25 protein-coding genes and 1 pseudogene are annotated in these 23,164 nt (G+C 73.2%); 16 read left to right on the top strand and 10 right to left on the bottom strand.

Annotated elements, in window-relative coordinates:
* Window positions 1–53 precede the first annotated feature (53 nt).
* Window positions 54–416: an ADP-ribosylation/crystallin J1 gene (locus tag ACFOYX_RS03545; RefSeq protein ID WP_322439474.1), complete on the top strand. Its 363-nt coding sequence runs from the start codon at window positions 54–56 to the stop codon at window positions 414–416.
* A 38-nt stretch (window positions 417–454) separates the two neighbouring features.
* Here ACFOYX_RS03545 and ACFOYX_RS03540 read toward each other — a convergent pair whose 3' ends face one another.
* The 4 genes from ACFOYX_RS03540 to ACFOYX_RS03525 all read right to left on the bottom strand — a co-directional run bounded on the left by ACFOYX_RS03540 (window position 455) and on the right by ACFOYX_RS03525 (window position 3,215).
* Window positions 455–1,096 carry an SRPBCC family protein gene (locus ACFOYX_RS03540; RefSeq protein ID WP_322439473.1) on the bottom strand — a complete coding sequence of 214 codons (642 nt, stop codon included), beginning with the start codon at window positions 1,094–1,096 and terminating at the stop codon, window positions 455–457.
* On the bottom strand, window positions 1,093–1,455 hold the full coding sequence (locus ACFOYX_RS03535; RefSeq protein ID WP_109800772.1) for a helix-turn-helix transcriptional regulator: 363 nt from the start codon (window positions 1,453–1,455) through the stop codon (window positions 1,093–1,095). Before ACFOYX_RS03535 ends, ACFOYX_RS03540 begins: the two co-directional genes overlap by 4 nt.
* 279 nt (window positions 1,456–1,734) lie before the next feature.
* On the bottom strand, window positions 1,735–2,406 hold the full coding sequence (locus ACFOYX_RS03530) for a peptidoglycan recognition family protein (RefSeq protein WP_322439472.1): 672 nt from the start codon (window positions 2,404–2,406) through the stop codon (window positions 1,735–1,737).
* A gap of 62 nt (window positions 2,407–2,468) precedes the next feature.
* Complete coding sequence (locus tag ACFOYX_RS03525) at window positions 2,469–3,215, bottom strand: lysozyme (protein ID WP_201749525.1); 747 nt, start codon at window positions 3,213–3,215, stop codon at window positions 2,469–2,471.
* 231 nt (window positions 3,216–3,446) lie between these two features.
* Here ACFOYX_RS03525 and ACFOYX_RS03520 point away from each other — a divergent pair, with 231 nt between their 5' ends.
* From ACFOYX_RS03520 to ACFOYX_RS03510, 3 genes are read left to right on the top strand one after another with little or no spacing between them, the layout of a single operon-like run.
* Window positions 3,447–3,797 (top strand): YciI family protein, encoded by a 351-nt coding sequence (locus tag ACFOYX_RS03520; protein WP_322439471.1) that lies wholly within the window; start codon window positions 3,447–3,449, stop codon window positions 3,795–3,797.
* An 18-nt stretch (window positions 3,798–3,815) separates the two neighbouring features.
* A complete protein-coding gene (locus ACFOYX_RS03515) occupies window positions 3,816–5,027 on the top strand; it encodes an RNA polymerase sigma factor (protein WP_377533819.1) in 1,212 nt (403 codons plus the stop codon).
* Entirely contained in the window at window positions 5,024–5,860 is an 837-nt protein-coding gene (locus ACFOYX_RS03510) for an SMP-30/gluconolactonase/LRE family protein (RefSeq protein WP_322439469.1), read from the top strand. Before ACFOYX_RS03515 ends, ACFOYX_RS03510 begins: the two co-directional genes overlap by 4 nt.
* 53 nt (window positions 5,861–5,913) lie before the next feature.
* Here the strand turns inward: ACFOYX_RS03510 and ACFOYX_RS03505 are convergent, their stop codons facing one another.
* The 4 genes and pseudogenes from ACFOYX_RS03505 to ACFOYX_RS03490 all read right to left on the bottom strand — a co-directional run bounded on the left by ACFOYX_RS03505 (window position 5,914) and on the right by ACFOYX_RS03490 (window position 9,437).
* The gene (locus ACFOYX_RS03505) at window positions 5,914–6,246 is read right to left on the bottom strand and encodes a carboxyl transferase domain-containing protein (RefSeq protein ID WP_322439613.1); all 333 of its coding nucleotides are present in this window, start codon (window positions 6,244–6,246) and stop codon (window positions 5,914–5,916) included.
* Window positions 6,247–6,283: 37 nt separating this feature from the next.
* Window positions 6,284–7,366: pseudogene (locus tag ACFOYX_RS03500) on the bottom strand (carboxyl transferase domain-containing protein); the annotation flags it as partial.
* Window positions 7,367–7,494: 128 nt separating this feature from the next.
* A complete protein-coding gene (locus tag ACFOYX_RS03495; RefSeq protein ID WP_322439467.1) occupies window positions 7,495–8,226 on the bottom strand; it encodes a TetR/AcrR family transcriptional regulator in 732 nt (243 codons plus the stop codon).
* Window positions 8,223–9,437 (bottom strand): acyl-CoA dehydrogenase family protein, encoded by a 1,215-nt coding sequence (locus ACFOYX_RS03490; RefSeq protein WP_322439466.1) that lies wholly within the window; start codon window positions 9,435–9,437, stop codon window positions 8,223–8,225. The genes ACFOYX_RS03495 and ACFOYX_RS03490 overlap by 4 nt, the downstream gene beginning before the upstream one ends.
* A 121-nt stretch (window positions 9,438–9,558) precedes the next feature.
* Between ACFOYX_RS03490 and ACFOYX_RS03485 the strand changes: the two genes are divergently transcribed.
* From ACFOYX_RS03485 to ACFOYX_RS03455, 7 genes are all read left to right on the top strand, one after another.
* A complete protein-coding gene (locus ACFOYX_RS03485; protein ID WP_322439612.1) occupies window positions 9,559–10,311 on the top strand; it encodes an SDR family NAD(P)-dependent oxidoreductase in 753 nt (250 codons plus the stop codon).
* A gap of 222 nt (window positions 10,312–10,533) precedes the next feature.
* Window positions 10,534–11,352, top strand: coding sequence for an ABC transporter ATP-binding protein (locus tag ACFOYX_RS03480; RefSeq protein WP_322439465.1), 819 nt, complete (start codon window positions 10,534–10,536; stop codon window positions 11,350–11,352).
* Entirely contained in the window at window positions 11,349–12,065 is a 717-nt protein-coding gene (locus ACFOYX_RS03475; RefSeq protein WP_322439464.1) for an ABC transporter ATP-binding protein, read from the top strand. Before ACFOYX_RS03480 ends, ACFOYX_RS03475 begins: the two co-directional genes overlap by 4 nt.
* Before the next feature lie 28 nt (window positions 12,066–12,093).
* Complete coding sequence (locus ACFOYX_RS03470; protein ID WP_322439463.1) at window positions 12,094–12,972, top strand: branched-chain amino acid ABC transporter permease; 879 nt, start codon at window positions 12,094–12,096, stop codon at window positions 12,970–12,972.
* Window positions 12,969–14,102: a branched-chain amino acid ABC transporter permease gene (locus ACFOYX_RS03465; RefSeq protein WP_322439462.1), complete on the top strand. Its 1,134-nt coding sequence runs from the start codon at window positions 12,969–12,971 to the stop codon at window positions 14,100–14,102. The genes ACFOYX_RS03470 and ACFOYX_RS03465 overlap by 4 nt, the downstream gene beginning before the upstream one ends.
* A 53-nt stretch (window positions 14,103–14,155) precedes the next feature.
* Complete coding sequence (locus tag ACFOYX_RS03460; RefSeq protein ID WP_322439461.1) at window positions 14,156–15,427, top strand: ABC transporter substrate-binding protein; 1,272 nt, start codon at window positions 14,156–14,158, stop codon at window positions 15,425–15,427.
* Window positions 15,428–15,600: 173 nt separating this feature from the next.
* A complete protein-coding gene (locus ACFOYX_RS03455) occupies window positions 15,601–16,227 on the top strand; it encodes a TetR/AcrR family transcriptional regulator (RefSeq protein WP_322439460.1) in 627 nt (208 codons plus the stop codon).
* A 47-nt stretch (window positions 16,228–16,274) separates the two neighbouring features.
* Here the strand turns inward: ACFOYX_RS03455 and ACFOYX_RS03450 are convergent, their stop codons facing one another.
* Window positions 16,275–16,703 (bottom strand): SRPBCC domain-containing protein, encoded by a 429-nt coding sequence (locus tag ACFOYX_RS03450; protein WP_322439459.1) that lies wholly within the window; start codon window positions 16,701–16,703, stop codon window positions 16,275–16,277.
* A 143-nt stretch (window positions 16,704–16,846) separates the two neighbouring features.
* Window positions 16,847–17,263: a MarR family transcriptional regulator gene (locus tag ACFOYX_RS03445; protein WP_322439458.1), complete on the bottom strand. Its 417-nt coding sequence runs from the start codon at window positions 17,261–17,263 to the stop codon at window positions 16,847–16,849.
* 157 nt (window positions 17,264–17,420) lie between these two features.
* Here ACFOYX_RS03445 and ACFOYX_RS03440 point away from each other — a divergent pair, with 157 nt between their 5' ends.
* From ACFOYX_RS03440 to ACFOYX_RS03420, 5 genes are all read left to right on the top strand, one after another.
* Window positions 17,421–19,139 carry an ABC transporter ATP-binding protein gene (locus ACFOYX_RS03440; RefSeq protein ID WP_322439611.1) on the top strand — a complete coding sequence of 573 codons (1,719 nt, stop codon included), beginning with the start codon at window positions 17,421–17,423 and terminating at the stop codon, window positions 19,137–19,139.
* 188 nt (window positions 19,140–19,327) lie between these two features.
* The gene (locus ACFOYX_RS03435) at window positions 19,328–19,675 is read left to right on the top strand and encodes a hypothetical protein (protein WP_322439457.1); all 348 of its coding nucleotides are present in this window, start codon (window positions 19,328–19,330) and stop codon (window positions 19,673–19,675) included.
* 257 nt (window positions 19,676–19,932) lie between these two features.
* On the top strand, window positions 19,933–20,649 hold the full coding sequence (locus tag ACFOYX_RS03430; protein ID WP_322439456.1) for an SHOCT domain-containing protein: 717 nt from the start codon (window positions 19,933–19,935) through the stop codon (window positions 20,647–20,649).
* Between the two features lie 118 nt (window positions 20,650–20,767).
* Window positions 20,768–21,325, top strand: coding sequence for a hypothetical protein (locus tag ACFOYX_RS03425; protein WP_322439455.1), 558 nt, complete (start codon window positions 20,768–20,770; stop codon window positions 21,323–21,325).
* A 397-nt stretch (window positions 21,326–21,722) separates the two neighbouring features.
* The gene (locus ACFOYX_RS03420) at window positions 21,723–23,108 is read left to right on the top strand and encodes a squalene monooxygenase (protein WP_322439454.1); all 1,386 of its coding nucleotides are present in this window, start codon (window positions 21,723–21,725) and stop codon (window positions 23,106–23,108) included.
* The last annotated feature ends 56 nt before the right edge of the window (window positions 23,109–23,164 follow it).

The raw sequence follows: 23,164 nt of genomic DNA, 5'->3' as shown, positions 1-23,164 counted from the left end.
GCCGGCCGCCCAGATAGCCTCCGCGGACCGGGACGACGGGCGGGGGAGAGGCAATGGAGACGGTCACGCTGTGGCGGCCGACAGGGCCGGAGGAGCTGGCTCTGGTCGAGGCGTCCGGCTGGCGGGCGTGGCCACCGCGGCTGCCGGACCAGCCGATCTTCTACCCGGTGCTCAACGAGGCGTACGCGCTCATGATCGCCCGAGACTGGAACGTGCCCGCCTCCGGCATTGGGTACGTGACCCGCTTCGAGGTGGAGCGCGGCTTCGTCGCGCGCTACCCGGTACGCCAGGTGGGCGGACGGGACATCCTTGAACTCTGGGTGCCCGCCGAGGAGCTGGAGCTGTTCAACCGGCACCTGGTGGGCCGGATCGAGGTCGTCCACGAGTTCCGCGCCGACCCGGCCGCGGCGGGCTGAGCGGGGCACCCGGGTCGCCGGGCGCCCCGCGTCGCGGGTCAGGAGGCCGGCACTCCGGTGTACGCCGCGGTGGTCCGCTGCGTCGCCGTCCGCGCCTCGTCGGCCGGGGTGCCGGCCGCCACGCTCGCCTCGCCCCAGCGCTCGCTGCTCAGCGTCATGAACCGGCGGCCCTCGTCGGAGCCCATCCACTCGGCGGCCTGCTCCGGGCTGACCCCGCTGCCGTCGCCCGCCAGGTGAGAGGCCAGGCCGAGCAGGCCCATGTCCCAGCCCACGCCGGTGGCGCCCGGGCCGAACTCGGCCCAGCGCTCGTCGTCGACGTGCGCCACGTGCTCCAGTTCGAAGCGGGTGCGTCCCGCGCCCGCCGGGCTGAGCCGTACCTCGATCCAGCTCACCTCGCCGCCGTACTCCCAGGTCGCGGCGAAGCTGTGCGGTGGGTCGCAGCGTTCGACGGTGCCGCCGGCGTTCCCCTCCAGTTGGTAGCGGCCGCCGAGCCGCAGCTCGCCGGAGATCGGCAGGAACCAGCGGGGGATCCGCTCGGCGCTGGTGCAGGCGTCCCAGACGTCCTCCAGCGGCGCGTCGTACGTCTGGCTGATGATGCTCACGCGCGCCTGCCCGGCGGGCAGCGTACGGCTGCCGACGGTGCGTTCGACGGCGCTGATCTGCGCGATCACGTCGATCATGGTGTCTTCCTCTCGTCGGGGCCGCCCTCGCGCAGTCGCCGCTCCCGCCGGCCCCGGGCCAGTTCGGTGGCGAGCGCCTCCAGCGGCGGGGTCCAGAATCGGCGGAAATGATCCAGCCAGGCGTCGACCTGGCGGAGCGGCTGCGGGTCCACCGCGTAGAGGCGGCGGGTGCCCTCGGGTCGTACGGTCGCGAAGCCGTTGTCGCGCAGCACCTTGAGGTGCTGCGACACGGCGGGTTGGGAGATGCCGAACTCCCGCTGGACCGCCGCGCAGATGCTGCCGGCGGTCTGCTCACCCTCGGCCAGGAGTTCCAGGATCCGGCGGCGGACCGGGTCCCCGAGGACGTCGAAGGCGTGCACGACCTCTTTATATCACACCATGCTTATATAAGCGAGCAGTGGCAATCGCCCTGGGTCGGTGGGGCCGGCGGCGGGGGAGCGGGTGGGTCCGGACCGCACTATGAAGCTGATGACGCAGACGAATCACCGCGGCCGTGGCCGCGATTCGTTCATGTCATCAGCTTCGTAGCGTCGGCGACGTGCCACTGCCGCGCCGCGTCGCGTCGGCAGGTCGGCCCGGGCTGGCCGCCCACCGCGGTCACGCAGCTGCGCGACCGCAAGCGGGCACGCCGGCCGTGCTCAGCCGAGCCGGGCGGCCACCGCGCTGCGCAGCTCGGGGAGCCGATCGTGCAGCAGCCCCGGGCACTGGGTGTTGTTGAAGTCCTTGTGCCCGTAGATCTCGGTGGCCGGGATGAAGTACTGCTGGCAGGTGAACGCGCAGAACGTCACCAGGCTGTCCCAGAGCGCCTGCGGCGGCTGCACGTCGAGGTAGATGCCCTCGTTCTCGATGCCGATGGCCTGGCTGTTCTGACCGACGCAGTGCGCGCCCTGGACCATGGTCTGCCCGTGCAGCAGCCCGTAGAGGCTGCCGTGCCGGCCCTCGGTCAGGTACCCGCCCCGGCTGTTGGTGAAGTGCTGCCCGGAGTCGAGCCAGCCGTTGGTGTCCATGTGCAGGTTCTGAATGTCGCGGGAGTTCTGGTACGCGTGGGCCAGGCTGTAGTCGGTCGAGTTGGGGAACGCCGTGTGGTGGACGATGATCTTGTTGGGGCGGCTCTGCACCACGGTCACCGCCGACGACGGCGGCCGGGCGCCCCAGGTGGCGCAGTTCGCGATCGTCGGCTGGTCGACGCGGGTGGCGGAGGCCCGGGCGCTCCGGTCGCCGGTGACCTGGCCGAGGGTGGTGACGCCGGCGGCGGCGCCGAGCAGGACGGCGCCGCGCAGCACGGCCCGCCGGGGTACGGGGACGGACATCGGGACCTCCTCGTCGGGGGACTCCTCCGGTGGCGGGCCGGGCGGCCCGCCACCGGAGCGGATCAGCAGGGTCCGTTGCAGGCCAGCACCTTGAGCCGGTCCAGGGTGCCGTTCCAGACGTTCTGGTCGCCGGGGAAGACGCCGGAGGAGGCCCACTGCCAGAACGAGTACGTCGGCCAGCCGGCCGGCAGGGTGCCGACGCTGCTGGAGTACCGGGCGATCCAGAGCGGGTTGTTGGCGGCGAACTGCGAGGTGTTGCCGGTGCAGGTGGTCCACCAGTCGGTCGTGGTGTAGATGGTCGCCCACCGGCCGGTACGCGCGTAGTACTGGTTGACGAACGAGGCGATCCAGCTCCGCATCGAGGCCTGGCTCAGCCCGTAGCAGGTAGAGCCGTACGGGTTGTACTCGATGTCGAGCGCGCCCGGCAGGGTCTTGCCGTCCTTGGACCAGCCGCCGCCGTGGTCGACGAAGTAGTTGGCCTGGGTGGCGCCGCTGGTGGTGTCCGGACGGGCGAAGTGGTACGAGCCCCGGATCATCCCGACGTTGTAGGAGCCGTTGTACTGCTGGGCGAAGTACGGGTTGGTGTAGTAGGTGCCCTCGGTGGCCTTGACGTACGCGAAGCGCGCGCCGTTGTTCCACGCCGCGGACCAGTTGACGTTGCCCTGGTGGCTGGAGACGTCCATGCCGGGCAGGCCGGCCGGGGCGGCGCTGGCCGGGGTGGCGCCGAGGGTGGCCGAGGCGGCCAGGGTGACCGTGGCGAGCAGGGCGGCCGCGGCGGTCCGCAGCGCCGATCGGAGGGGACGGTTCATCTTTCCTCCCTGGGGGGATGCCGCGCAGGCGGCGGGAGTGGTGAAAGGAACTGTCAGTATTAGGTCATAGGACGAAGATTAACTTCAATAGATGTATGGAAGATTTTCTCTGCGTTGGGAGTGCGCCGGCGGCGAAAATCATCCCGGTCGGCGTGTCGATCCCGCGGCGGCCCGTTCGTGTGGAGGGTGAAGGGGCCGGCGACGGGCCGGCCGCCGGGCGAGGAGGACACCGTGAAGCAGTACCTGATCAGCATGTTCCAGCCGGCGGGCGAGGGGCTGCCCGACCCGGAGTTCCTGGCCGAGGTGATGCGCAAGGTCGACGCCATCCACGACGAGCTGGTGGAGGCCGGATCGTGGGTCTTCGGCAACGGGCTGCACGCCCCCGAGACCGCCACCGTGCTGCGTCCGAAGGGGGAGGAGGTGCTGGTCACCGACGGGCCCTACGTCGAGGGCAAGGAGTACCTCGGCGGGTTCACCATCATCACCGCGCCCGACCTGGACGCCGCCCTGGAGTGGGGCCGCCGGTACGCCCTGGCCACCACCCTGCCGATCGAGGTGCGCCCGTTCCAGGGCGAGGTCTGACCGTCGGCCATGCCAGACCTGACCGACGTCGAACGGGTGTTCCGCGCGGAGTACGGCCGCGCGGTCGCCGTCCTGGTCCGCGTCCTCGGCGACATCGACCTCGCCGAGGAGGCCGTCCAGGAGGCGTTCACCACGGCCGTCGGCCGCTGGCCGGTCGACGGGGTGCCCCCGAGTCCCGCCGGCTGGATCATCACCACCGCGCGGAACCGGGCGATCGACCGGCTGCGCCGCGAGGCCGGCCGGGCCGAGCGGCACGCGCAGGCCGCGCTCCTGTACGCCCGCGACGCACCGGCCGAGGAGGGACCCGTGCGCGACGACCGGCTCCGCCTGATCTTCACCTGCTGCCACCCGGCGCTGGGCGCCACCGCCCGGGTCGCGCTGACCCTGCGGCTGCTCGGCGGCCTGAGCACCGCCGAGATCGCCCGCGCCTTCCTGGTGCCGGAGCCGACCATGGCCCAGCGCCTGGTCCGGGCCAAGGCGAAGATCCGGGACGCCGGGATCCCGTACCGGGTGCCCCGCGACGCGGACCTGCCCGACCGGCTCCGGGCCGTGCTGGCCGTGGTCTACCTGATCTTCAACGAGGGGTACACGGCCAGCTCGGGGGAGCGGCTGGTCCGCGACGAGCTGTGCGCCGAGGCGGTCCGGCTGGGCCGGCTGCTCGCCGAGCTGATGCCGGACGAGCCGGAGGCGCTCGGGCTGCTCGCGTTGCTGCTGCTCACCGAGGCGCGCCGGCCCGCCCGCACCGGACCGGACGGCGCGCTGGTGCTGCTGGCCGAGCAGGACCGCGCCCGCTGGGACCGCGACCTGGTCGCCGAGGGGCAGGCGCTGGTCCGCCGCTGCCTGCGGCGGGACCGGCCCGGGCCGTACCAGATCCAGGCGGCGATCAACGCGGTGCACAGCGACGCGGCGACCGCCGCCGACACCGACTGGGGTCAGATCGTCGCGCTCTACGACCAGCTCATGACCGTCGCCCCCGGTCCGGTGGTCGCGCTCAACCGGGCGGTCGCGGTGGCCGACGTGGCCGGACCGGCCGCCGCGCTCGCCCTGGTCGACGACCTCGACCTGGCCGGGTACCACGTGTTCCACGCCGTCCGCGCCGACCTGCTGCGCCGGCTGGGCCGCACCGGGGAGGCCGCCCGGGCGTACGACGCGGCGATCGCGCGCACCGACAACACCGCCGAGCGGGCGCACCTGCGGCGGGCCCGTGACCTGATGGGGAGGCACCGATGACGGCACCACGCGTACTGGTGGACGGACTGGCCTTCGGGGAGTCGCCCCGCTGGCACGACGGGCGGCTCTGGCTCGCCGACTGGGGTGCCGGGGAGGTGCTGACGGTCGACGCCGACGGCCGGACCGAGGTGGCGGCCCGGGTCGACGGCCTGCCGATCTGCCTGGACTGGCTGCCCGACGGCCGGCTGTTGGTCGTCGCCGGCGGGGCCGGTCGGCTGCTGCGCCGGGAGCCGGACGGCACGCTGGTCGGCCACGCCGACCTGCGGTCGCTGGTGGCGCACCCGTGGAACGAGGTGGTGACGGACGCCCGGGGCAACGCGTACGTCAACACCATCGGGTTCGACTTCCCCGGCGGCGAGTTCGCGCCGGGCGCGATCGCCCTGGTCCCGCCCGACGGGCCACCCCGGCTGGTGGCCGACGGTCTCGCCTTCCCCAACGGCATGGTGCTCACGCCGGACGGCGGCACCCTGATCGTCGCCGAGTCGTACGCCGCCCGGCTCACCGCGTACGACGTGGCCGCCGACGGCGCGCTGACCGGTCGGCGGGTCTGGGCGGCGATCCCCGACGCCGCGCCCGACGGCATCTGCCTCGATGCCGAGGGCGCCGTCTGGTACGGCGACGTGCCGAACCGTTGCGCGGTGCGGGTGGCCGAGGGTGGCCGGGTGCTGGACCGGATCGACCTGGACCGGGGCTGCTTCGCGTGCGCCCTCGGTGGGCCGGACGGCCGGACGCTGTTCCTGGTGGTCACCGAGTGGTCGCCGCAGGCGCTGGCCGGCGGCCCGCGCACCGGTCAGGTCCGCGCCCTGACCGCCCCCGCCGCGGCGGCCGGCTGACGCGCCGCCCGCGACCCGGCGGCACCGGCACGGGGTCCTGCCCGAGGCGACGGTCAGCAGAGCGCGGCGACGAGTCGGTCCCGGGTGTCGGCGGGGTCGACGACGTCGTCGAGTTCGAAGCTCGCCGCGGCGGAGAGCGCCCGCCCCCGCTCGTAGGCGTCGGCGACCAGCTCGTCGTACCGGCGTCGACGCTCGTCCTCGTCGCTGATCGCGGCCAGCTCCCGGCGGTGACCGAGCCGCACCGCGCCTTCCAGGCCCATGGCGCCGATCTCTCCGGTCGGCCAGGCCAGCGTGAGCCGGGTGGCGTGGAAGCTGCCGCCGGCCATCGCCATGGCGCCGAGTCCGTACGCCTTGCGCAGCACCACCGCCACCAGCGGGGTACGCAGCGACGCGCCCGGCGGTGAACAGGTCGCCCACCGCGCGCACCAGCCCGGTCCGTTCGGCGTCGGGGCCGACCATGATCCCCGGGGTGTCGCAGAGGCTCACCACGGGCAGGCCCAGCCGCTCGCAGAGCCGCAGGAACCGGGTGGCCTTGCCGGCGGCGGTGGCGTCGATCGCCCCGGCCTGGTGCAGCGGATTGTTGGCGATCACCCCCACCGGCCGCCCGTCGAGGCGGGCGAGGGCCGTCACCAGGGACCGGCCGTGCCGCTCCCGCAGTTCGAGCACCGAGTCGACGTCGAAGAGCAGGCGCAGGGCGCCCCGCACGTCGTAGGCGCGACGCCGGTTCTCCGGCAGCACGTCGCGCAGCCGGCGCTGGTCCTCGTGCCGGCCGTCCGTCAGCATCCCGTCCGCGTGGCCGAGGACGCGCCGGGCCAGGCGGACCGCGTCGGCGTCGTCGGCCGCGGCGAGATCGACGGCGCCGCTGGCCAGGTGCACGTCGAGCGGGCCGACGTCCTCCGGTGCGACGACGCCGAGCCCGGCGGCCTCCACCATGGCCGGTCCGCCCATGCCGATGCTGGCCCCCGCGACGCCGATGGTGACGTCGCACATGCCCAGCAGCGCCGCGTTGCCGGCGAAGCAGTACCCGGCAGCGATCCCGATCCGCAGCGAGCGCAGCCGGGCCAGCGACGCGAAGGTCGTCAGCTCCAGACCGGCCACGGTCGGATGTTCGGTGTCGCTCGGCCGGCCGCCGCCGCCCTCGGCGAAGACCACGACCGGCAGCCCGTCCCGCGCGGCGACGTCGAGGAGCCGGTCGGTCTTGCGGTGACCGGTGACGCCCTGGGTGCCGGCGAGGACGGTGTAGTCGTACGCCACCGCGGCGACCCGGGTACCGCCGACCCGGCCGACGCCGACGACGACGCCGTCGGCGGGGGTCGCCGCGGCGAGTTCCGCGAGCGGCCGCCGGGACCGCTGCGCCGCCACGGCCAGGCCGCCGTACTCCAGCCAGCTGCCGTCGTCGATCAGGTCCGCGAGATTCTCCCGTACGGTGCGCCGCCCGGCCGCGTGCCGCTTCGCCGTCGCCTCGGCGCGGGCCTCGTCGCGCAGCCCGGCCTGGCGCTGGAGCACCTCGGCCAGCTCGGCGCGGACGGGTTCCCCGCCGGGCCCGGTCGGCTTCGCTCGGGCGGCCGAGCCGGCCGCGGCGGGCGGCTCCACACTGTCGCGCGCCGCAGGCGGCGCGGGGCCCTCCTCGTCGCTCACCCGTTCCTACCCGGGCTCCGCCGGGGCCGTGGCGCGCCACCGTCGGCGGTGCGGCGCCCGTCCGCCGGTCGCTCCGCGAGGCGCGGCGCCACCGGGTCCGGTCCGGGCGGGCGCAGGCCGCCCAGGAACAGCGCCACGAGCTGGTGGCCGACCTCCGCGAAGGTCAGCGGGCCGTCGGGGTGGAACCAGGTGTGCGTGTTGCCCAGGGCGCTGAGGAACGCGTGGGTGATCACGGTGGCGGAGAGGTCGGTGCGCACCGCCCCGCTGGCCTGCCCCTCGCGGACCAGGTCGCGGAACAGGTCGTGGTAGCGCCGCCGCTCCCGGCGGGTCGCCTCGGCCTGCTCGTCGTCGAGCAGGTGCGCCGACCTGGCCCAGACGGTCAGCTCGTCGGCGTGCTCGGCGGTGTGCTCCACGACGTCGAGGGCGGCCGCGCGCAGCCGCTCCTCGACCGGCCCGCTGCCGTCGGCGATCTCCCGCAGCCGCTGGGTCTGCTCGGCGAGCAGTTCCCGGTAGATGCTGGTGAGCAGCTCGGACTTCGACCCGAACCAGTGGTACAGGGCGCCCTTGGTGACCTCGGCTGCGGCCACGATCTCCTGCACGCTGGTCGCCTCGTAGCCGCGGCGGGCGAAGAGTTCGGTGGCCGCCGCGACGATGCTGCGCCGGGCCGAGCCGCGCGGCGCCCGCCGCCGCCCGGCCGGGGTGGTCGGCTCGGTGGTCGTGACGGTCACCGCGACTCCAGCTGCCGGCGGATCTCGCGCCGGGCGACGTCGCGTACGTGCACCTCGTCGGGGCCGTCGGCGATGCGCAGCGTACGGGCGCCGGCGTACATCGCGGCGAGCGGGACGTCGTCGGAGACCCCGGCGCCGCCGTGCACCTGGATCGCCCGGTCGAGCACCTCCAGGGCGACCCGGGGGGCGATCACCTTGATGGCGGCGATCTCGGTGCGCGCGCCCTTGGCGCCGTATTTGTCGATCATCCAGGCGGTCTTGAGGGTGAGCAGGCGGGCCTGCTCGATCGCCATCCGGGACTCGGCGATCTGCTGCTGCACCACGCCCTGCTCGGCCAGCGTCCGGCCGAAGGCGACCCGGCCGGCGGCGCGGTGCACCATGAGGCTCAGCGCGCGCTCGGCCAGGCCGATGGCGCGCATGCAGTGGTGGATGCGGCCGGGGCCGAGCCGGGCCTGGGCTAGGGCGAAGCCGCCGCCCTCCTCGCCGAGCAGGTGCGACGCCGGCACCCGGACGTCGGTGAAGACGACCTCGCCGTGCCCGTGCTGGTCGTGGTAGCCGAAGACCGGCAGCGAGCGGACCACCTCGACGCCGGGGGTGTCCACCGGCACCAGGATCATCGACTGCTGCCGGTGGGTGTCGGCCGACGGGTCCGTCTTGCCCATCACGATCATGATCTGGCAGCGCGGGTCGGCGATGCCGGTGGTCCACCACTTGCGGCCGTTGATGACGTACGAGTCGCCGTCGCGCTCGATCCGGGTGGAGATGTTGGTGGCGTCGCTGGAGGCGACGTCCGGCTCGGTCATCGCGAAGGCCGACCGGATCTCCCCGGCGAGCAGCGGGCGCAGCCAGCGCTCCTGCTGCTCGGCGATGCCGAACATGTGCAGGATCTCCATGTTGCCGGTGTCCGGCGCCGCGCAGTTGGTGGCTTCCGGGGCGAGCTCGATGGAGCGGCCCATCAGCTCGGCGAGCGGGGCGTACTCCAGGTTGGTCAGGCCGGAGACGGCGGGCAGGAAGAGGTTCCACAGTCCTCGACGGCGGGCCTCGGCCTTGAGGTCCTCGACGACGGCGGGCAGGTGGTGGAGTTTCCCGGCCGCCGCGAGCTCGGCCCGCTGCGCCGCGTAGACCGGTTCGGCCGGGTGGACATGGTCGTCCATGAACTCCTGGAGCCGCTTGAGGTGCTCGGCGGCGCGTGCGGTCGGTTCGAAGTCCATGGCTGCCCTCCCATTGACGCACATGGCGGCGGCTCGCTACCGTCGCCGGACGCCGAACATACCGGCTGGTCGGTATGGCGTCCAGGGCACGGCGAGCGTGAGGAGCACCAGGGTGAGCGTGATGGACCGGTTCCGCCTCGACGGGAAGGTAGCCGTGGTGACCGGCGCCTCCTCCGGCCTGGGGGTGTCGTTCGCCCGCGCGCTCGCCGAGGCCGGCGCCGACGTGGTGCTCGGCGCCCGCCGGGTGGAGCGACTGCCGGGGACGGGCGCGCTGGTCGAGGCGGCCGGCCGCCGGTACGCGGCCCGCGCCACCGACGTCCGCCGGCCCGAGGACTGCGAGGCGCTGATCGCCACCGCCGTCGAGCACTTCGGACGGGTGGACGTGCTGGTCAACAACGCGGGGGTGGGCACCGCCGTCCCGGCCAGCCGGGAGACGCCGGACCAGTTCCGCTCCGTCGTCGACGTCAACCTGATGGGCAGCTACTGGATGGCGCAGGCCTTCGCCCGAGCCGCCACGAACGGCGGGGCCATCGTCAACATCTCCAGCGTCATCGGCCTGCGGCCCGGCGGCATCCCGCAGGCCGCGTACGCCTCCAGCAAGGCCGGCGTCATCGGGCTGACCCGCGACCTGGCCGCGCAGTGGACCGGCCGCAAGGGCATCCGGGTCAACTGCATCGCCCCCGGCTTCTTCCAGTCCGAGATGAGCGACCAGTTGGAGTCGGGCACCTTCGAGATGGTCAAGGCGCTGGCGCCGGCCGGCCGCCTCGGTGAGCACGAGGAGTTGGCCGCCACACTGATCTGGCTGGTCAGCGACGCCTCCTCCTACGTGACCGGAGCGACCGTGCCCGTCGACGGCGGCTTGGTCATGCCGTGACGCCCAAGGCGAAAACTTTTGCACGGTAAGTGCAACGGGGTTGGGTCCGCGGTCTCGCCCCTGCGCAGAATGTCCAATTTAGACAGACAAAAGTCACAGCGCCGTAACGAAACATCGACAACGTCCGCTTGATCGATACACTGCCGGTGTAACAACCAGCCCCATGCTTCGCCCAAGTCGCCCAGCGCACCCCCGTCGCCGCGTCTGCTGCAAGAGGTGAAGATGAGCCCTCCACCCACCGACGGAATCGATCTGGCCCTGCAGCACGTCGGCGTGCGGTTCGGCGGGCTGGTCGCGCTCGACGACGTCTCCCTGCGGGTGCCGCCCGGCCGGATCGTCGGCGTGATCGGCCCCAACGGCGCCGGAAAGACCACCCTGTTCAACGTCGTCTGCGGGTTCGTCCCGCCGACCAGCGGCTCGCTCACCCTCGACGGCCGGCCGTTCCGGCCACGCCCGCACCGACTCACCCGGCTCGGTATCGCCCGCACGCTCCAGGGCGTCGGCCTCTTCCCGGGCCTCAGCGTCCTCGAGAACGTGATGGCCGGCGCCAGCCACGCCGCCCGGGCCGGCTTCGCCGCCGCCCTGTTCGGCCTGCCCCGCAGCGACCGCGACGAACGCCGGCTGCGCGACGAGGCCCGCGACCTGCTGGCCGAGCTGGGCGTCGCGCAGCACGCCGCGGCGGCCCCCGCCACCCTGCCGTACGCCGTCCGCAAACGGGTCGCCCTCGCCCGCGCCCTGATCGCCCGGCCCCGCCTGCTCCTGCTCGACGAACCGGCCGGCGGGCTGAGCGCCGAGGACATCGCCGAGCTGGGCGAGCTCGTCACCGCGCTGCCCGGTCGGGCCGGCGCCGCCTGCTCGATCATGCTGGTGGAGCACCACATGGACCTGGTGATGTCCGTCTGCCACGAGATCGTGGTGCTCGACTTCGGCAAGGTCATCGCCGCCGGGACACCCGAGCAGGTGCGCGACGACCCGCTGGTGACCGAGGCGTACCTCGGCGCCGACGTGCCGGCCGAGACGACGCCGGGGGTCGCCTCGTGAGCGCCCTGCTGGAGGTCGAGGCGCTCAGCTCCGGCTACGGACCGGTGCCGGTGCTGCGCGAGGTCACGCTCGACGTGCCCGCCGGCACCATCGCCGCCGTGCTCGGCGCCAACGGCGCGGGGAAGACCACCCTGCTGCGCACCCTCTCCGGCCTGCTCCGGCCCACCGGCGGCCGGGTCCGCTACGACGGCGCGGACCTGCGCGGCGTACCGGTCGAACGCCTGGTCCGGCGCAGCCTGGCGCACGTGCCCGAGGGACGCGGCATCGTCGCCGAGCTGACCGTCGAGGAGAACCTGCGCCTCGGCGGCCTGTGGCGTCGCGACCGGGCCGACGCCCGCCGGGCGCAGGACGAGGTGTACCAGCTCTTCGAGCCGCTGGCCCGGCGGCGCCGGCACGCCGGCCACCAGCTCTCCGGCGGGGAACGGCAGATGCTCGCCCTCGGGCGGGCGCTGATCGCGCGCCCCAAACTGCTGCTGCTCGACGAGCCGTCGCTCGGGCTCGCCCCCCGGGTCGCGGCCCAGATCATGGCGCTGCTGCGCCGGCTCTGCGACAACGACGGCCTGACCGTCCTGCTCGTCGAGCAGAACGTCCGCAGCGCCCTCTCCGTCGCCGACCAGGGCGTGGTGATGTCCCTCGGCCGGGTGGTGACGGCCACCCCGGCGGCGCAGCTCCGCGACGACGCCACGCTGCGCCACGCGTACCTCGGGTTCTGACCGCCCGGCACGTAGGAAGGATCAGCGCTTGGACCGGTTCTTGTTCCTCACCTTCGACGGGCTGTCCACCGGGGCCGTCTACGCGGCGTTCGCCCTTGCCCTGGTGCTCATCTGGCGGGCGGCCCGGCTGGTCAACTTCGCGCAGGGTGCGATGGCCGTGGCCACCGCCTACGTCGGCTACGCCGTCGGCTCCGCCACCGGCTCGTACTGGCTCGGCCTCGGCGCCGCCGTCCTCGCCGGCCTCGCGTTGGGCGCGCTGGTCGAGCGGGTGCTGATGCGCTTCGTCGGCCACGCCAACCCGCTCAACGACGTCATCGTCGCCCTCGGCCTGGTGCTGCTGATCCAGGCGGTGCTCGGCATCGTCTTCGGCAACGAGTACCGGCCGGCGGCCGCGCCGTTCGACACCGACGCGCTCACCGTCGGCGGGGTCGCCGCGATGTCCCCGTACGACCTGTGGGTCCTCGGCGCGGTCCTGGCGGTCGTGGTGCTGCTCGGGCTGCTGTTCACCCGGACGCCGATCGGCCTGCGGATGCGGGCGTCCGCCTTCGCGCCCGAGGTGTCCCGGCTGCTCGGCGTCAACGTCGGCCGGATGCTCACGGTGGGCTGGGCCCTCGCGGCCGCGGTCGGCGCCCTCGCCGGCATGCTGGTCGTCCCCACCGGGCTGGGGCTGCACCCGCACGCGATGGACCTGGTCTTCGTCGTCGCGTTCACCGCCGCGGTGGTCGGCGGCCTGGACAGCCCGGCCGGCGCCGTGGTCGGCGGCCTGCTGGTCGGCCTGATCCTGTCGTACGTCACCGGCTACCTCGGCCCCGACACCATGCCGCTGGCCATCCTCGTCCTGCTGCTGGCGGTCCTGCTCGTCCGCCCCGGGGGGCTCTTCTCCAGCGTGAGAGCGAGGCACGTGTGACCGCCACCCAACCCGAGGTCGCCCCGGATTCCCGGCCCACCGCGCCGTCGCCGCTGCGCCGGTTGCTGCCCGGCCCGCCCGGCGCCGGGCCGTGTGGGTCGACGCTGCTGCGCCACCTCGTCCTGGCCGTGCTCGCCGGCACGGCGGTGGTGCTGCTGACCAACCAGTTGCCGCCGTACCAGAACCTGCAGGTCGCCCGGGTCTGCGCGTTCCTCTGCGTCACCGCCGGCTACACCGTCCTGGTCGGGCTCAACGGCCAGCTCTCCCTCGGGCACGGGGCGCTGATGGCGACCGGGGCGTACACGGTCGCCCTGGTGCAGCAGGGCTTCGAGGAGCGGGCGGTGCAGGGCCGGTGGATCCTGCCCCTGTCGCTGCTGCTCGCCGCCGCGGTGACCGCGGTGGCGGGCCTGGTCATCGGGCTGGCCGCCGCCCGGCTGCGCGGGCCGTACCTGGCCGGCGTCACCCTCGCCGTGGCGACCCTGGTCCCGGCGATCACCACGATCTTCACCGACGTGTTCAACGGCGAGCAGGGGCTGCGCTTCCCGATGGAGACGCCGCCGGCGTTCCTCGGCGCGTACTTCCAGCCGGAGCGCTGGCTGGCCTGGGTCGCGCTGCTCGCCGCCCTGCTGACGATGCTGCTGATGGCGAACCTGGTACGCAGCCGGTTCGGCCGGTCGCTGCGCGCCGTCCGGGACGACGAGGTGGCCGCCCGGCTGGCCGGCATCCACGTCGCCCGCAACCAGGTGCTCGCCTTCGTGGTGAGCGCCGCCTGCGCCGGCCTCGGCGGCGGGGTGTACGCCGTGCTCACCGCCACCGTCGCGCCGGGCAAGTTCTCCCTGGACCTGTCGCTGTTCCTGTTGATGGCGATCGTGATCGGCGGCCTGGGCAGCCTCGCCGGCGCGGTCTGGGGCGCGGTCCTGCTGGTGGCGCTGCAGGACCTGCCGAGCCTCATCACCGAGACCTTCACCCTGCCGTCGGGCCTGGCCCAGCGGCTGGAGGGCAACCTGGCCCTCGCCGTGTTCGGTCTCATCCTCATCGTCGTCATGCTCGTGGCCCCGGGCGGCCTCCAGGGTGCCGCCCGCACCCTCACCGCACGGCTCCGGCCGGGTCGCCCCGCCACGCGCCGCTGATCCACCCCGGTTCCACCCAACCGTTCGCCCCCGTCGCACCGGAATGGAGAACCATGCATCCCACCACACGCCGTGTACTCGCGGCCGCCGCCGGCCTCGCGCTGCTGATCGGCGCAACGGCCTGCGCCAACGACGAACAGCAGGCGGCCGAGAACGTCCCGGGCGTCACCGACACCGAGGTCGTGATCGGCACCCACCAGCCGCTCACCGGTCCCGCCGCGGCCGGCTACTCCAAGATCTCCGCCGCCACCAAGGCGTACTTCGACCACGTCAACAGCAAGGGTGGCGTGAACGGCCGGAAGATCGTCTACAAGGTGATGGACGACGGCTACAACCCGGCGAACACCGACAACGTCGTCCGCAAGCTCGTCCTCGACGACAAGGTCTTCGCGCTCCTCGGCGGCCTCGGCACCCCCACCCACACCAACGTGCTGGAGTTCGTCAAGGCCCAGAAAGTGCCCGACCTCTTCGTCTCCTCCGGCAGCCGGAACTGGAACCAGCCCGACAAGTACCCCACCACCTTCGGCTGGCAGCCCGACTACACCGTCGAGGGCAAGATCCTGGCCACCTACGTGAAGCAGCAGTTCCCCGGTCAGAAGGTGTGCCACTTCGGGCAGAACGACGACTTCGGCCGCGACTCCCTCGTCGGCGTCGAGAAGATCCTCGGACCGGTGGCGGCGAAGCAGACCTACACCCCGACCAACCCGCAGGTCGGCCCGGCGATCGGGGCGCTGAAGGCGGCCGGCTGCCAGGTGGTCATCTCCGCGAGCATCCCCGGCTTCACCGCGCTGGCCATGGGCCAGGCCGCCGGCCAGGGCTTCCGGGCGCAGTGGGTGGTGTCCAACGTCGGCGCGGACTACACCACGCTGTCCAAGCAGCTCGGCGACAAGAAGGTCATCCTGGAGGGCATGCTCGCCGACAACTACCTGCCGATGGCGGGCGACGCGAGCAACCCGTGGATCCAGGCGTTCACGAAGATCCACCAGCAGTACAACGCGGCCAACCCGATCGACGGCAACGCCGTCTACGGCTACTCGATGGCGTACACCTTCGTGCAGGCGCTGCTGGCGGCCGGCAAGGACCTCACCCGGGAGAAGCTGGTCGACGCGGTGCAGAAGGGTGGCTTCAAGGGGCCGGGCCTGACCCCGTTCCGGTACAGCGACGACGTGCACGCCGGCTACAGCGGCGTGCGGATGAACAAGGTCACGGGCGGCGTACAGAGCTACTTCGGACCGACCTGGACCACCGACGACGGTGACGGCGAGGTCAAGGAGTTCACCGAGACGCCGACCGCCCCGCCGGCGGACGCCATCCCGACGACCTGACCGGCGCGACCGCCGGTCACCGGCCGGCGGGCCAGTCGGGACCGGGCCGCCACGGCGTCGTGGCGGCCCGGCCCCGGTGAGTCGCGGCGGCCTCCGAGCACCTGCCGGGCGTCGTTACGCTTGCGGTGCAACTTCCTTCGGCGCCGCCGCCCGTACGGACAGGGGACCGTCAGATGATCGAGGTGGACGCCGACGCGCCGGCACGGGTGGACGGGCGGGCGGCGCGGGGCGAGCGCACCCGCGGCGCCATCGTCGAGGCGCACCTGGCGCTGATCGACGAGGGAGACCTCAAGCCCACCGGGGAGCGCATCGCCGAACGCGCGGGGGTGTCGCTGCGCACCCTGTGGACCAACTTCAAGGACATGGAGACCCTGTACGCCGCGACCGGGCAGCGGGTCAGCGAGCGGCAGGAGTCGCTGTTCCGCCCGATCCCGCCGGAGTGGCCGCTCAGCCGGCGGATCGCGGAGTTCTGCGCGCAGCGGGTCCAGATGCTCGAGGCGCTGGCGCCCTCGGCTCGTGCCTCCGCCCTGCGCGAGCCCTTCTCACCTCAGTTGCGGCGCAACCGCGAGGAAGCCATCGCCCGGATGCGCCGCGAGATCGAGCTCGCGTTCGGCCCGGAACTGGCGCAGGCGGGGGAGGGGCGCGAGCAGCTGCTCGACGCTCTGACGGTGGCGAGCACCTGGGCGGCCTGGTCGATGATGCGCGACGCGATGGGGCTGGACGTCGAGGCGGCCCGCGGGATCATGGCCCGCACCCTCGGCGCGCTCCTCGTCGACGCCATCGCCGCCGGCCTGCGCTGACCGGCGGTCGACGAGTTCAGTCGGTGGCGGCGCTCAACGGCGGAACCTCAGCGCTCCGCGAGCTGCTTGACCGTGCCCAACACCTGCGCCCAGTTGGCCTCGGAATGCGTTCGTTCCTCCTCGCTCCCCGCATTGCTCTGGCTGATGGTCAGCTCGGTGCCACCCTTGGCCGGCGTCAGGGCGAAGGCCACCGTGTGGTAGTTCTCCGGGAGGTCGGGCTGGCCGCTCAGCGGGCTGTAGTGGGTGAACCGGAGCAGCTTGTCCGGCTCGACGGTGACGATCTCTCCCTTGTCCTGAAAGGACTTCCCGTTCCACTCGCCGCTGAAGGTGATGGGGCTGCCGGCCCGCCAGTCCGTCTCGACCTTTGCGCCGAAGAAGGCCTGACTCAGCAGTTCAGGATCGGTCAGCACCCCCCACACCGCGGCCGGCTCCGCATTGATGACCCCGGTCGTCGTTGCCGTCAACTTCTGCGCCACGTGCCTCTCCTTTCTCTCGCGACCTGACCAGTTCTGCCCGTTCCACTACTCGTTCAACCCGAGCAGCACGCGACGGACACGCCGGCAGGCCGGGCGGTCGGCAAGAGCGCTGCATATTTCCGTGACGGGTCGGGTGCGGCCGGTCAGTCGCGCAGCGTACGCAGGATGCGGGCCAGGTCGGCCTGGTCGGCTTCGCCGAGGTCGCCGAAGAAGCGTTCCGCCTCGGCGTTCCGGGCGGCCCGGATGGCGGCACCGACCCGGGTGCCCTCGTCGGTCAGCGCGACCAGGGTGGCGCGCCGGTCCTCCGGGTCGGGCCGGCGCTCGACCAGGCCCCGCTCCTGGAGCCCGTCGACCACCTCGGTGGTGGAGCGCGGGGCGATGTGCAGGTGCTCGGCGAGCGTGCTCAGCCGCAGCGCGCCGTGCCGCATCAGCACGGCCAGGGCGCGGGCGTGACCGGGGTTGATCTCCCACGGTTCGAGGGTGCGGCGGGACTGGTGGCGCAGCCGGCGGGCCACCGCCCAGAACAGCTCGGCCAGGCTCTCCTCGTCGTCGCCGGTCACCGGAATACGGTAGCAGGTTTTCCTGTTGTTCCCTCATGATGAGGTAACCTCAGCATGTCTCCCGACAGGAAGTGAGCGTCCCTTGGAAGCACCCCGTGCAGGCCGCGGTGGCGGCCCACGCACCGTCAGCGCCGCCGAGAAGGCGCAGGCCCGGCAGGTGTCGCTGCGCCGGGTCGGCGGGCTCTTCGCCGCGCACCGCGGTCCGCTGGCCGTCGTCGTGGCGATCATCGTGGCGTCGTCCGTCATCGCGATGGCGTCGCCGTTCCTGCTCCGTACCGTGATCGACCGGGCCCTGCCCGAGCGCGACCTGACCCTGCTGGTCCGGCTGGTCCTCGGCATGGTCGCCGTCGCGGCGGTGACCTCCGTGCTGGGCGTCGTGCAGACCTGGATCTCCACCCGGGTCGGCCAGCAGGTCATGCACCGGCTGCGCACCGACGTCTTCGCCCACCTGCACCGGCAGTCGATCGCGTTCTTCACCCGCACCCGCACCGGCGAGGTGCAGTCCCGGATCACCAACGACATCGGCGGCATGCAGACCGTCGTCACCTCCACCGCCACCTCGATCGCGGCCAACCTGACCACCGTGGTCGCCACCGCCGTCGCCATGGTGGCGCTGAGCTGGCGGCTGTCCCTGGTGTCGCTGGTGGTGCTGCCCCCGGCGATCTGGCTGACCCGGCGGGTGGCCCGGATGCGCCGCGAGATCACCGCGCAGCGGCAGCGGGAACTGGCCGACCTCAACGTCACCATCGAGGAGGGGCTGTCGATAAGCGGCGTGCAGCTGAGCAAGACCCTCGGCGCCGGGCCCAAACTGGTCGAGCGGTTCACCGCCTCCTCGGCCCGGCTGGTCGACCTCGAACTCCGCTCCGAGCTGGCCGGCCGGTGGCGGATGGCCGCGATGACCGTCATCTTCGCCGCCATCCCGGCGGTCATCTACCTCAGCGCCGGCCTCCCGGCGACCGCCGGCACGCTGAGCATCGGCACCCTGGTCGCCTTCACCGCCCTCCAGGGCGGACTCTTCCGGCCGCTGATGGGGCTGCTCAACGTCGGCGTCTCGCTGACCGCCTCGCTGGCGCTGTTCGCCCGGATCTTCGAATACCTGGACCTGCCGGTCGAGGTGGACGACCCGGCCCGCCCGGTCGAGATCGACCCGGCGCGGGTCCGCGGCCACCTGCGCTTCGAGGACGTCACCTTCAGCTACCCGGGCAGCGACACCGCCGCCGTCGCCGGCGTCAGCCTGGACGTCCCGGCCGGCACCAGCCTCGCCCTGGTGGGCGAGACCGGCTCCGGCAAGAGCACCCTCGCCGCGCTGATCACCCGGTTCCACGACCCGGCCGCCGGCCGGGTCACCATCGACGGCGTCGACCTGCGCGACCTGCGCCTGGCCGACCTGGCCGCCGTCGTGGGCGTGGTCAGCCAGGAGACCTACCTGCTGCACACCACCGTGCGGGAGAACCTCCGGTACGCCCGGCCGGACGCCACCGACGCCGAGATCGAGGCCGCGGCCCACGCCGCGCAGATCCACGACCTCATCGCCGGCCTCCCCGACGGGTACGACACGGTCGTCGGCTCCCGCGGCCACCGCTTCTCCGGCGGCGAGAAGCAGCGCCTGGCCATCGCCCGTACGCTGCTGCGCGACCCCCGCATCCTGGTGCTGGACGAGGCGACCAGCGCGCTGGACACCGAGACCGAACGCGCCGTGCAACGGGCCTTCGACGCGCTGTCGAAGGGCCGCACCGTGATCACCATCGCGCACCGGCTCTCCACCGTGCGAGACGCCGACCAGATCGCGGTGATCGACCACGGCCGGCTCGTCGAGGCCGGCACCCACCAGAGCCTGCTCGACCGGGCCGGCCGGTACGCGGCGCTGGCCGCCTGACCGGCCCCTTCCGACCGGCACCGTCCCGACCGCCCGGCAGGTCAGCGCCGACCCGGCACCGTCTCGGCGCCGGGCCAGGCGGCTCTCCGGGCTACCGGCTGACCGACGCCGGACATCCCGTCGAGCGCGCCGGTTATCCGGAGCACGCCCCGGGCGGGGAGTGCCGGACCGCCGACCCGGACGGCAACGTGGTGCTCTTCGGGCAGCGCCGGGCCGTCCCCGCGCAGGCCCGGGTCGAGCAGCCCGGCGGCGAGGCGCGCTTCTCGCTGATCCGCGAGGCCGCCGAGGCGGTCAGCCGCCGGGGCGGCGCGCCGGCCCACTGCCAGATCGGCGGCCCGCGCGGCGAGGCGTGCCCGGAGCCGGCCGAGGTCAAGCTCGCCGACTCGTGGGGCGACACGGTGTGGGGCTGCATGGCACACGCCGACGAGGCCCTGCTCAACGCCCGGGGCGCGTTCCTGGCCACCGAGGACGGGATGGGTCTGGGCCCGTTTCTCCAGCTCCGCCAGGCAGACCCGGACCGGGCCGCGCAGGGCTGACCTTCGGTCTCTCTAACCACGGCCTGGGTGAGGATCGGCTCCGGGGGCGGGAATTCGCGGCAGCATCGGACGGTCGAGTCAGGTCATTCGGCGGAACCCGTCGGCCGTGAGGCGCGGCTAGGCTGCTGTCGCTTCTGATCAGCGACACAGTTAGGCACAGCATCATGGCGTTGCGGTTCAACACTCCACCGGGCTGGCCGGCGGCACCTGAAGGTTGGCTCCCGCCAGCGGGATGGCAGCCGGATCCAACGTGGCCCGTGCCCCCGGTCGGGTGGCAACTCTACGTCGACGACGCCGCCCCGCAGGCCCCGATGAACCTTCCGGCGGTGCGGAGCACCACCGATGTCATCGCGCCCGAGCCGCGCCCAGCGACCCTCGAGTTGCCGCCCGTGACCGGCACCCAGTCGTTGCCGCCGACGGCAGCCCCGCCGCCCCCGCCGCAGGTGGCGCCGGCCGTCGAGCCGGGCGTGCTGTGGGCCGCCACCGGCCAACCCATCACCGGTATCGGTGCCGGCCGGTACAGGTTGACGGCCACGATGCTCTACTTCGAGCGGGGCGTCCTCTCGACGAATGCGCAGCAGGTGCCGATCGGCGATGTGGTCGACGTGGACCTGCGACAGTCGATCACCCAGAAGGCCCGGGGCGTCGGCAACGTGATGGTGAAGGTGCAGCGCTCGAACGGCTTCGAGCTGGTGGTGCTGGAGGACATCCCGGAGCCCCGCAAGGCGGTGTCGATCATCAACGAGACGGCCCACGCGGCCAGGTTGGCCCAGCAGGAGCGGATGAACACCCGGCACTACTCCGGCGCGCCCGCTATGGTGCCGCAGCCGCCGGCGGCCCCAGCCGTCCCGTCCGCGCCGCCGCAGGTCGATCCGATCGCGCAGCTTCGGCAGTTGGGCGAGCTTCGGGACGCGGGAATCCTCACGGAGGAAGAGTTCGCGGCGAAGAAGGCGGAGATCCTGTCCCGGCTCTAGCCCGAGCCGGGGCGCCGCCAGCGGTATCGGTCAGCGTGCGGGCGAGCGGGAACCGTCACCTCGCCCGTACGCTGCCCCCGGGTCCGCCACTCATGGTCCGGCCCGGAAGGAGGCGACCGTGGCGGAAGAGCGCGGGTACCGGCGGGACAACGGCGAGCGCATCGCAGCCCGGGAAGCTTGGGACATCTGGGCAGTCCACGCGTACGACATTCTGATCGGCGTCGCGCAGACCTACCACGCCACGATCACCTACGGTGAGCTGCGGGACCGGCTCTTCGCCGCCTCCGGCATCCAGACCTCCGCGCTGCTGCAGAACTGGATCGGCGAGGTGCTCAACCGGGTGATCCACGAGTCGCGCCGCCGTGGCGAACCGCCGCTGTCCGCCCTCGTCGTCCGGCTAGACGACGGGATGGTGGGCGGAGGGTACGACGAGGTGCTCCGAGTACGGGGTGAGCCCGCCGCAGAGAACGAGATGGCGCGGGAGGAGCACGCCGCTGTTTCGCGCCTGGCCTGTTACCGCCGCTTCGGCGCGCCGTTGCCCCCGGACGGTGGGCAGCCGGCGTTGTCGCCGAGGCTGCAGGCGGCGGTCCGCGCGCGAACGCCGCAGCCCCGGCGCCCGCTCTGCCCGACCTGCTTCGTCCAGCTTCCGGTCACTGGCGCCTGCGACTCCTGCTGATACCTCGCCTTCACCGCCGAAACGGTGCCGCCACTCGCGTCCCGGCGCCGCTGCCGGCGTGACCGGTGCCTCGGACGATCGCCCGCAGGCGTCACCTTTCGGCCTTCCTGGAATAGCCGGTCGGCCTGGTCGCACCGTCATCCTTTCGGCGTTCTGAACACCGAATCAGATTGACCGATAAACGACTGAGATATCGCTCACCACGCCCGTCGACAGCGGCCGGAAACCGGCTGTGAGCAGGGAATTTCGCCGCTGCGAGTCCTGCCTTCGACGGGCTGGAGAAGGTCGGAACGGCTCACGGGGAAACGTGTGTCAGCTAGCCGTCCGCCAATTCGCTTCCCGCCCGGCCCGCCGTGCCGCTCACTGAGGACACCAATGTGAAGAAACGGAGTCAACCGTGTCCACCACGAATGAGACCGGGCAGGCGATCGTCCTCGGCGCGAGCATCGGCGGGCTGCTCGCCGCGCGGGTCCTGAGCGAGTCGTACACGAAGGTGACCGTCTTCGATCGGGACGAGTTGCCGGCGGAGGTCGCCGACCGCAAGGGCGTACCGCAGAGCGAGCACTCGCACGGCCTGCTCGCCCGGGGCCGCCAGGTCCTGGAGGAGCTCTTCCCCGGCCTGACCGCCGACCTGACCGGCCAGGGCGCCCTCGCCATCGACATCCAGCGGGACTGTCTCTGGGTCAACGACGGGCACCGGATCCCCCGGGTCGCCTCGGGACTGCAGGGGCTCTGCGTCAGCCGGCGCGCACTGGAGGGGTACGTCCGGGACCGGGTCCGGACGCTGCCGAACGTGGAGATCCACGACGGGTGCGAGGCGTTCGGGCTGCTCGCCGACGCCGACGGCGGCACGGTCACCGGCGCGCGGATCCTGCCCCGGGGCGGGGAGGAGCAGCACCACGACGCCGACCTGGTGGTGGACGCGACCGGTCGCGGCAACCGCGGCCCGACCTGGCTCGCCGAGCTCGGCTACCAGCCGGCCGTCGAGGACCGGGTGGATCCCGGCACCGTGTACGTCTCCCGCGACTACCGCCGCACCCCGGGCGACGCCGGCTTCGCCGCCTTCATCAGCAGCCCGTCGCCGGCTGCCCCGTACGGCGGGGTGGCCATCTCGGCCGAGGGCGACCGGTGGATGGTGACGCTGCTCGGCGTCGGCCCGGGCCAGGCCCCGCCGGTCGACCCGGACGGTTTCCTCGCCTTCGCCGGCCGGCTGCCCGCCCCGGAACTGCACGCGCTACTCAGCCGGGCCGAACCGCTCGGCCCGCCGAAGCGAATGCGGCTGCCCACCAGCGTGCGGCGGCGCTACGAGCACCTCGCCCGGCTGCCGGAGGGCTTCATCGCGGTCGCCGACGCGGTGTGCAGCTTCAACCCCGCGTACGGGCAGGGCATGACGGTGGCCGCGGTGGAGGCGATGGTGCTGCGCGACTGTCTCCGGCAGGGCCGGCGGGAGCTGCCACGCCGCTTCTTCGCCGGGGCGGCCAAGGTGGTGGACGTGCCGTGGGACATGGCGGTCGGCGCCGACCTGCGCTACCCGACGGTGGTCGGGCCACGCAGCCGCCGGACCCGCTTCCTCAACGGGTATGTCGCCCGGCTGCACGTCGCCGCCGCGCGGCACGCCGTCGTCGGGCGGCGCTTCCTCAGCGTCGCGAACCTGATGACCCCGCCGCCGGGGCTCTTCGCGCCGGGGATCGTCGCCCGGGTGCTCTGGTCCGGCGGGCGTACCGTGCCGACGGCCGCCCACCCCGAGTCGACGCCGCAGGCCGAGGAGCTGGTTGTCCGGTGAGCCGGGTCAGGCGGGCAGGCGGTCGCGAGATCGCCTGCTCTCGCCCTGGTGATGCA

Source organism: Micromonospora sp. GCM10011541 (assembly GCF_042650725.1).
Taxonomy (GTDB): Bacteria; Actinomycetota; Actinomycetes; order Mycobacteriales; family Micromonosporaceae; genus Micromonospora; species Micromonospora sicca.
Note: the sequence above shows the minus strand (reverse complement) of the source record. Positions and strands in the feature narration are given on the sequence as shown.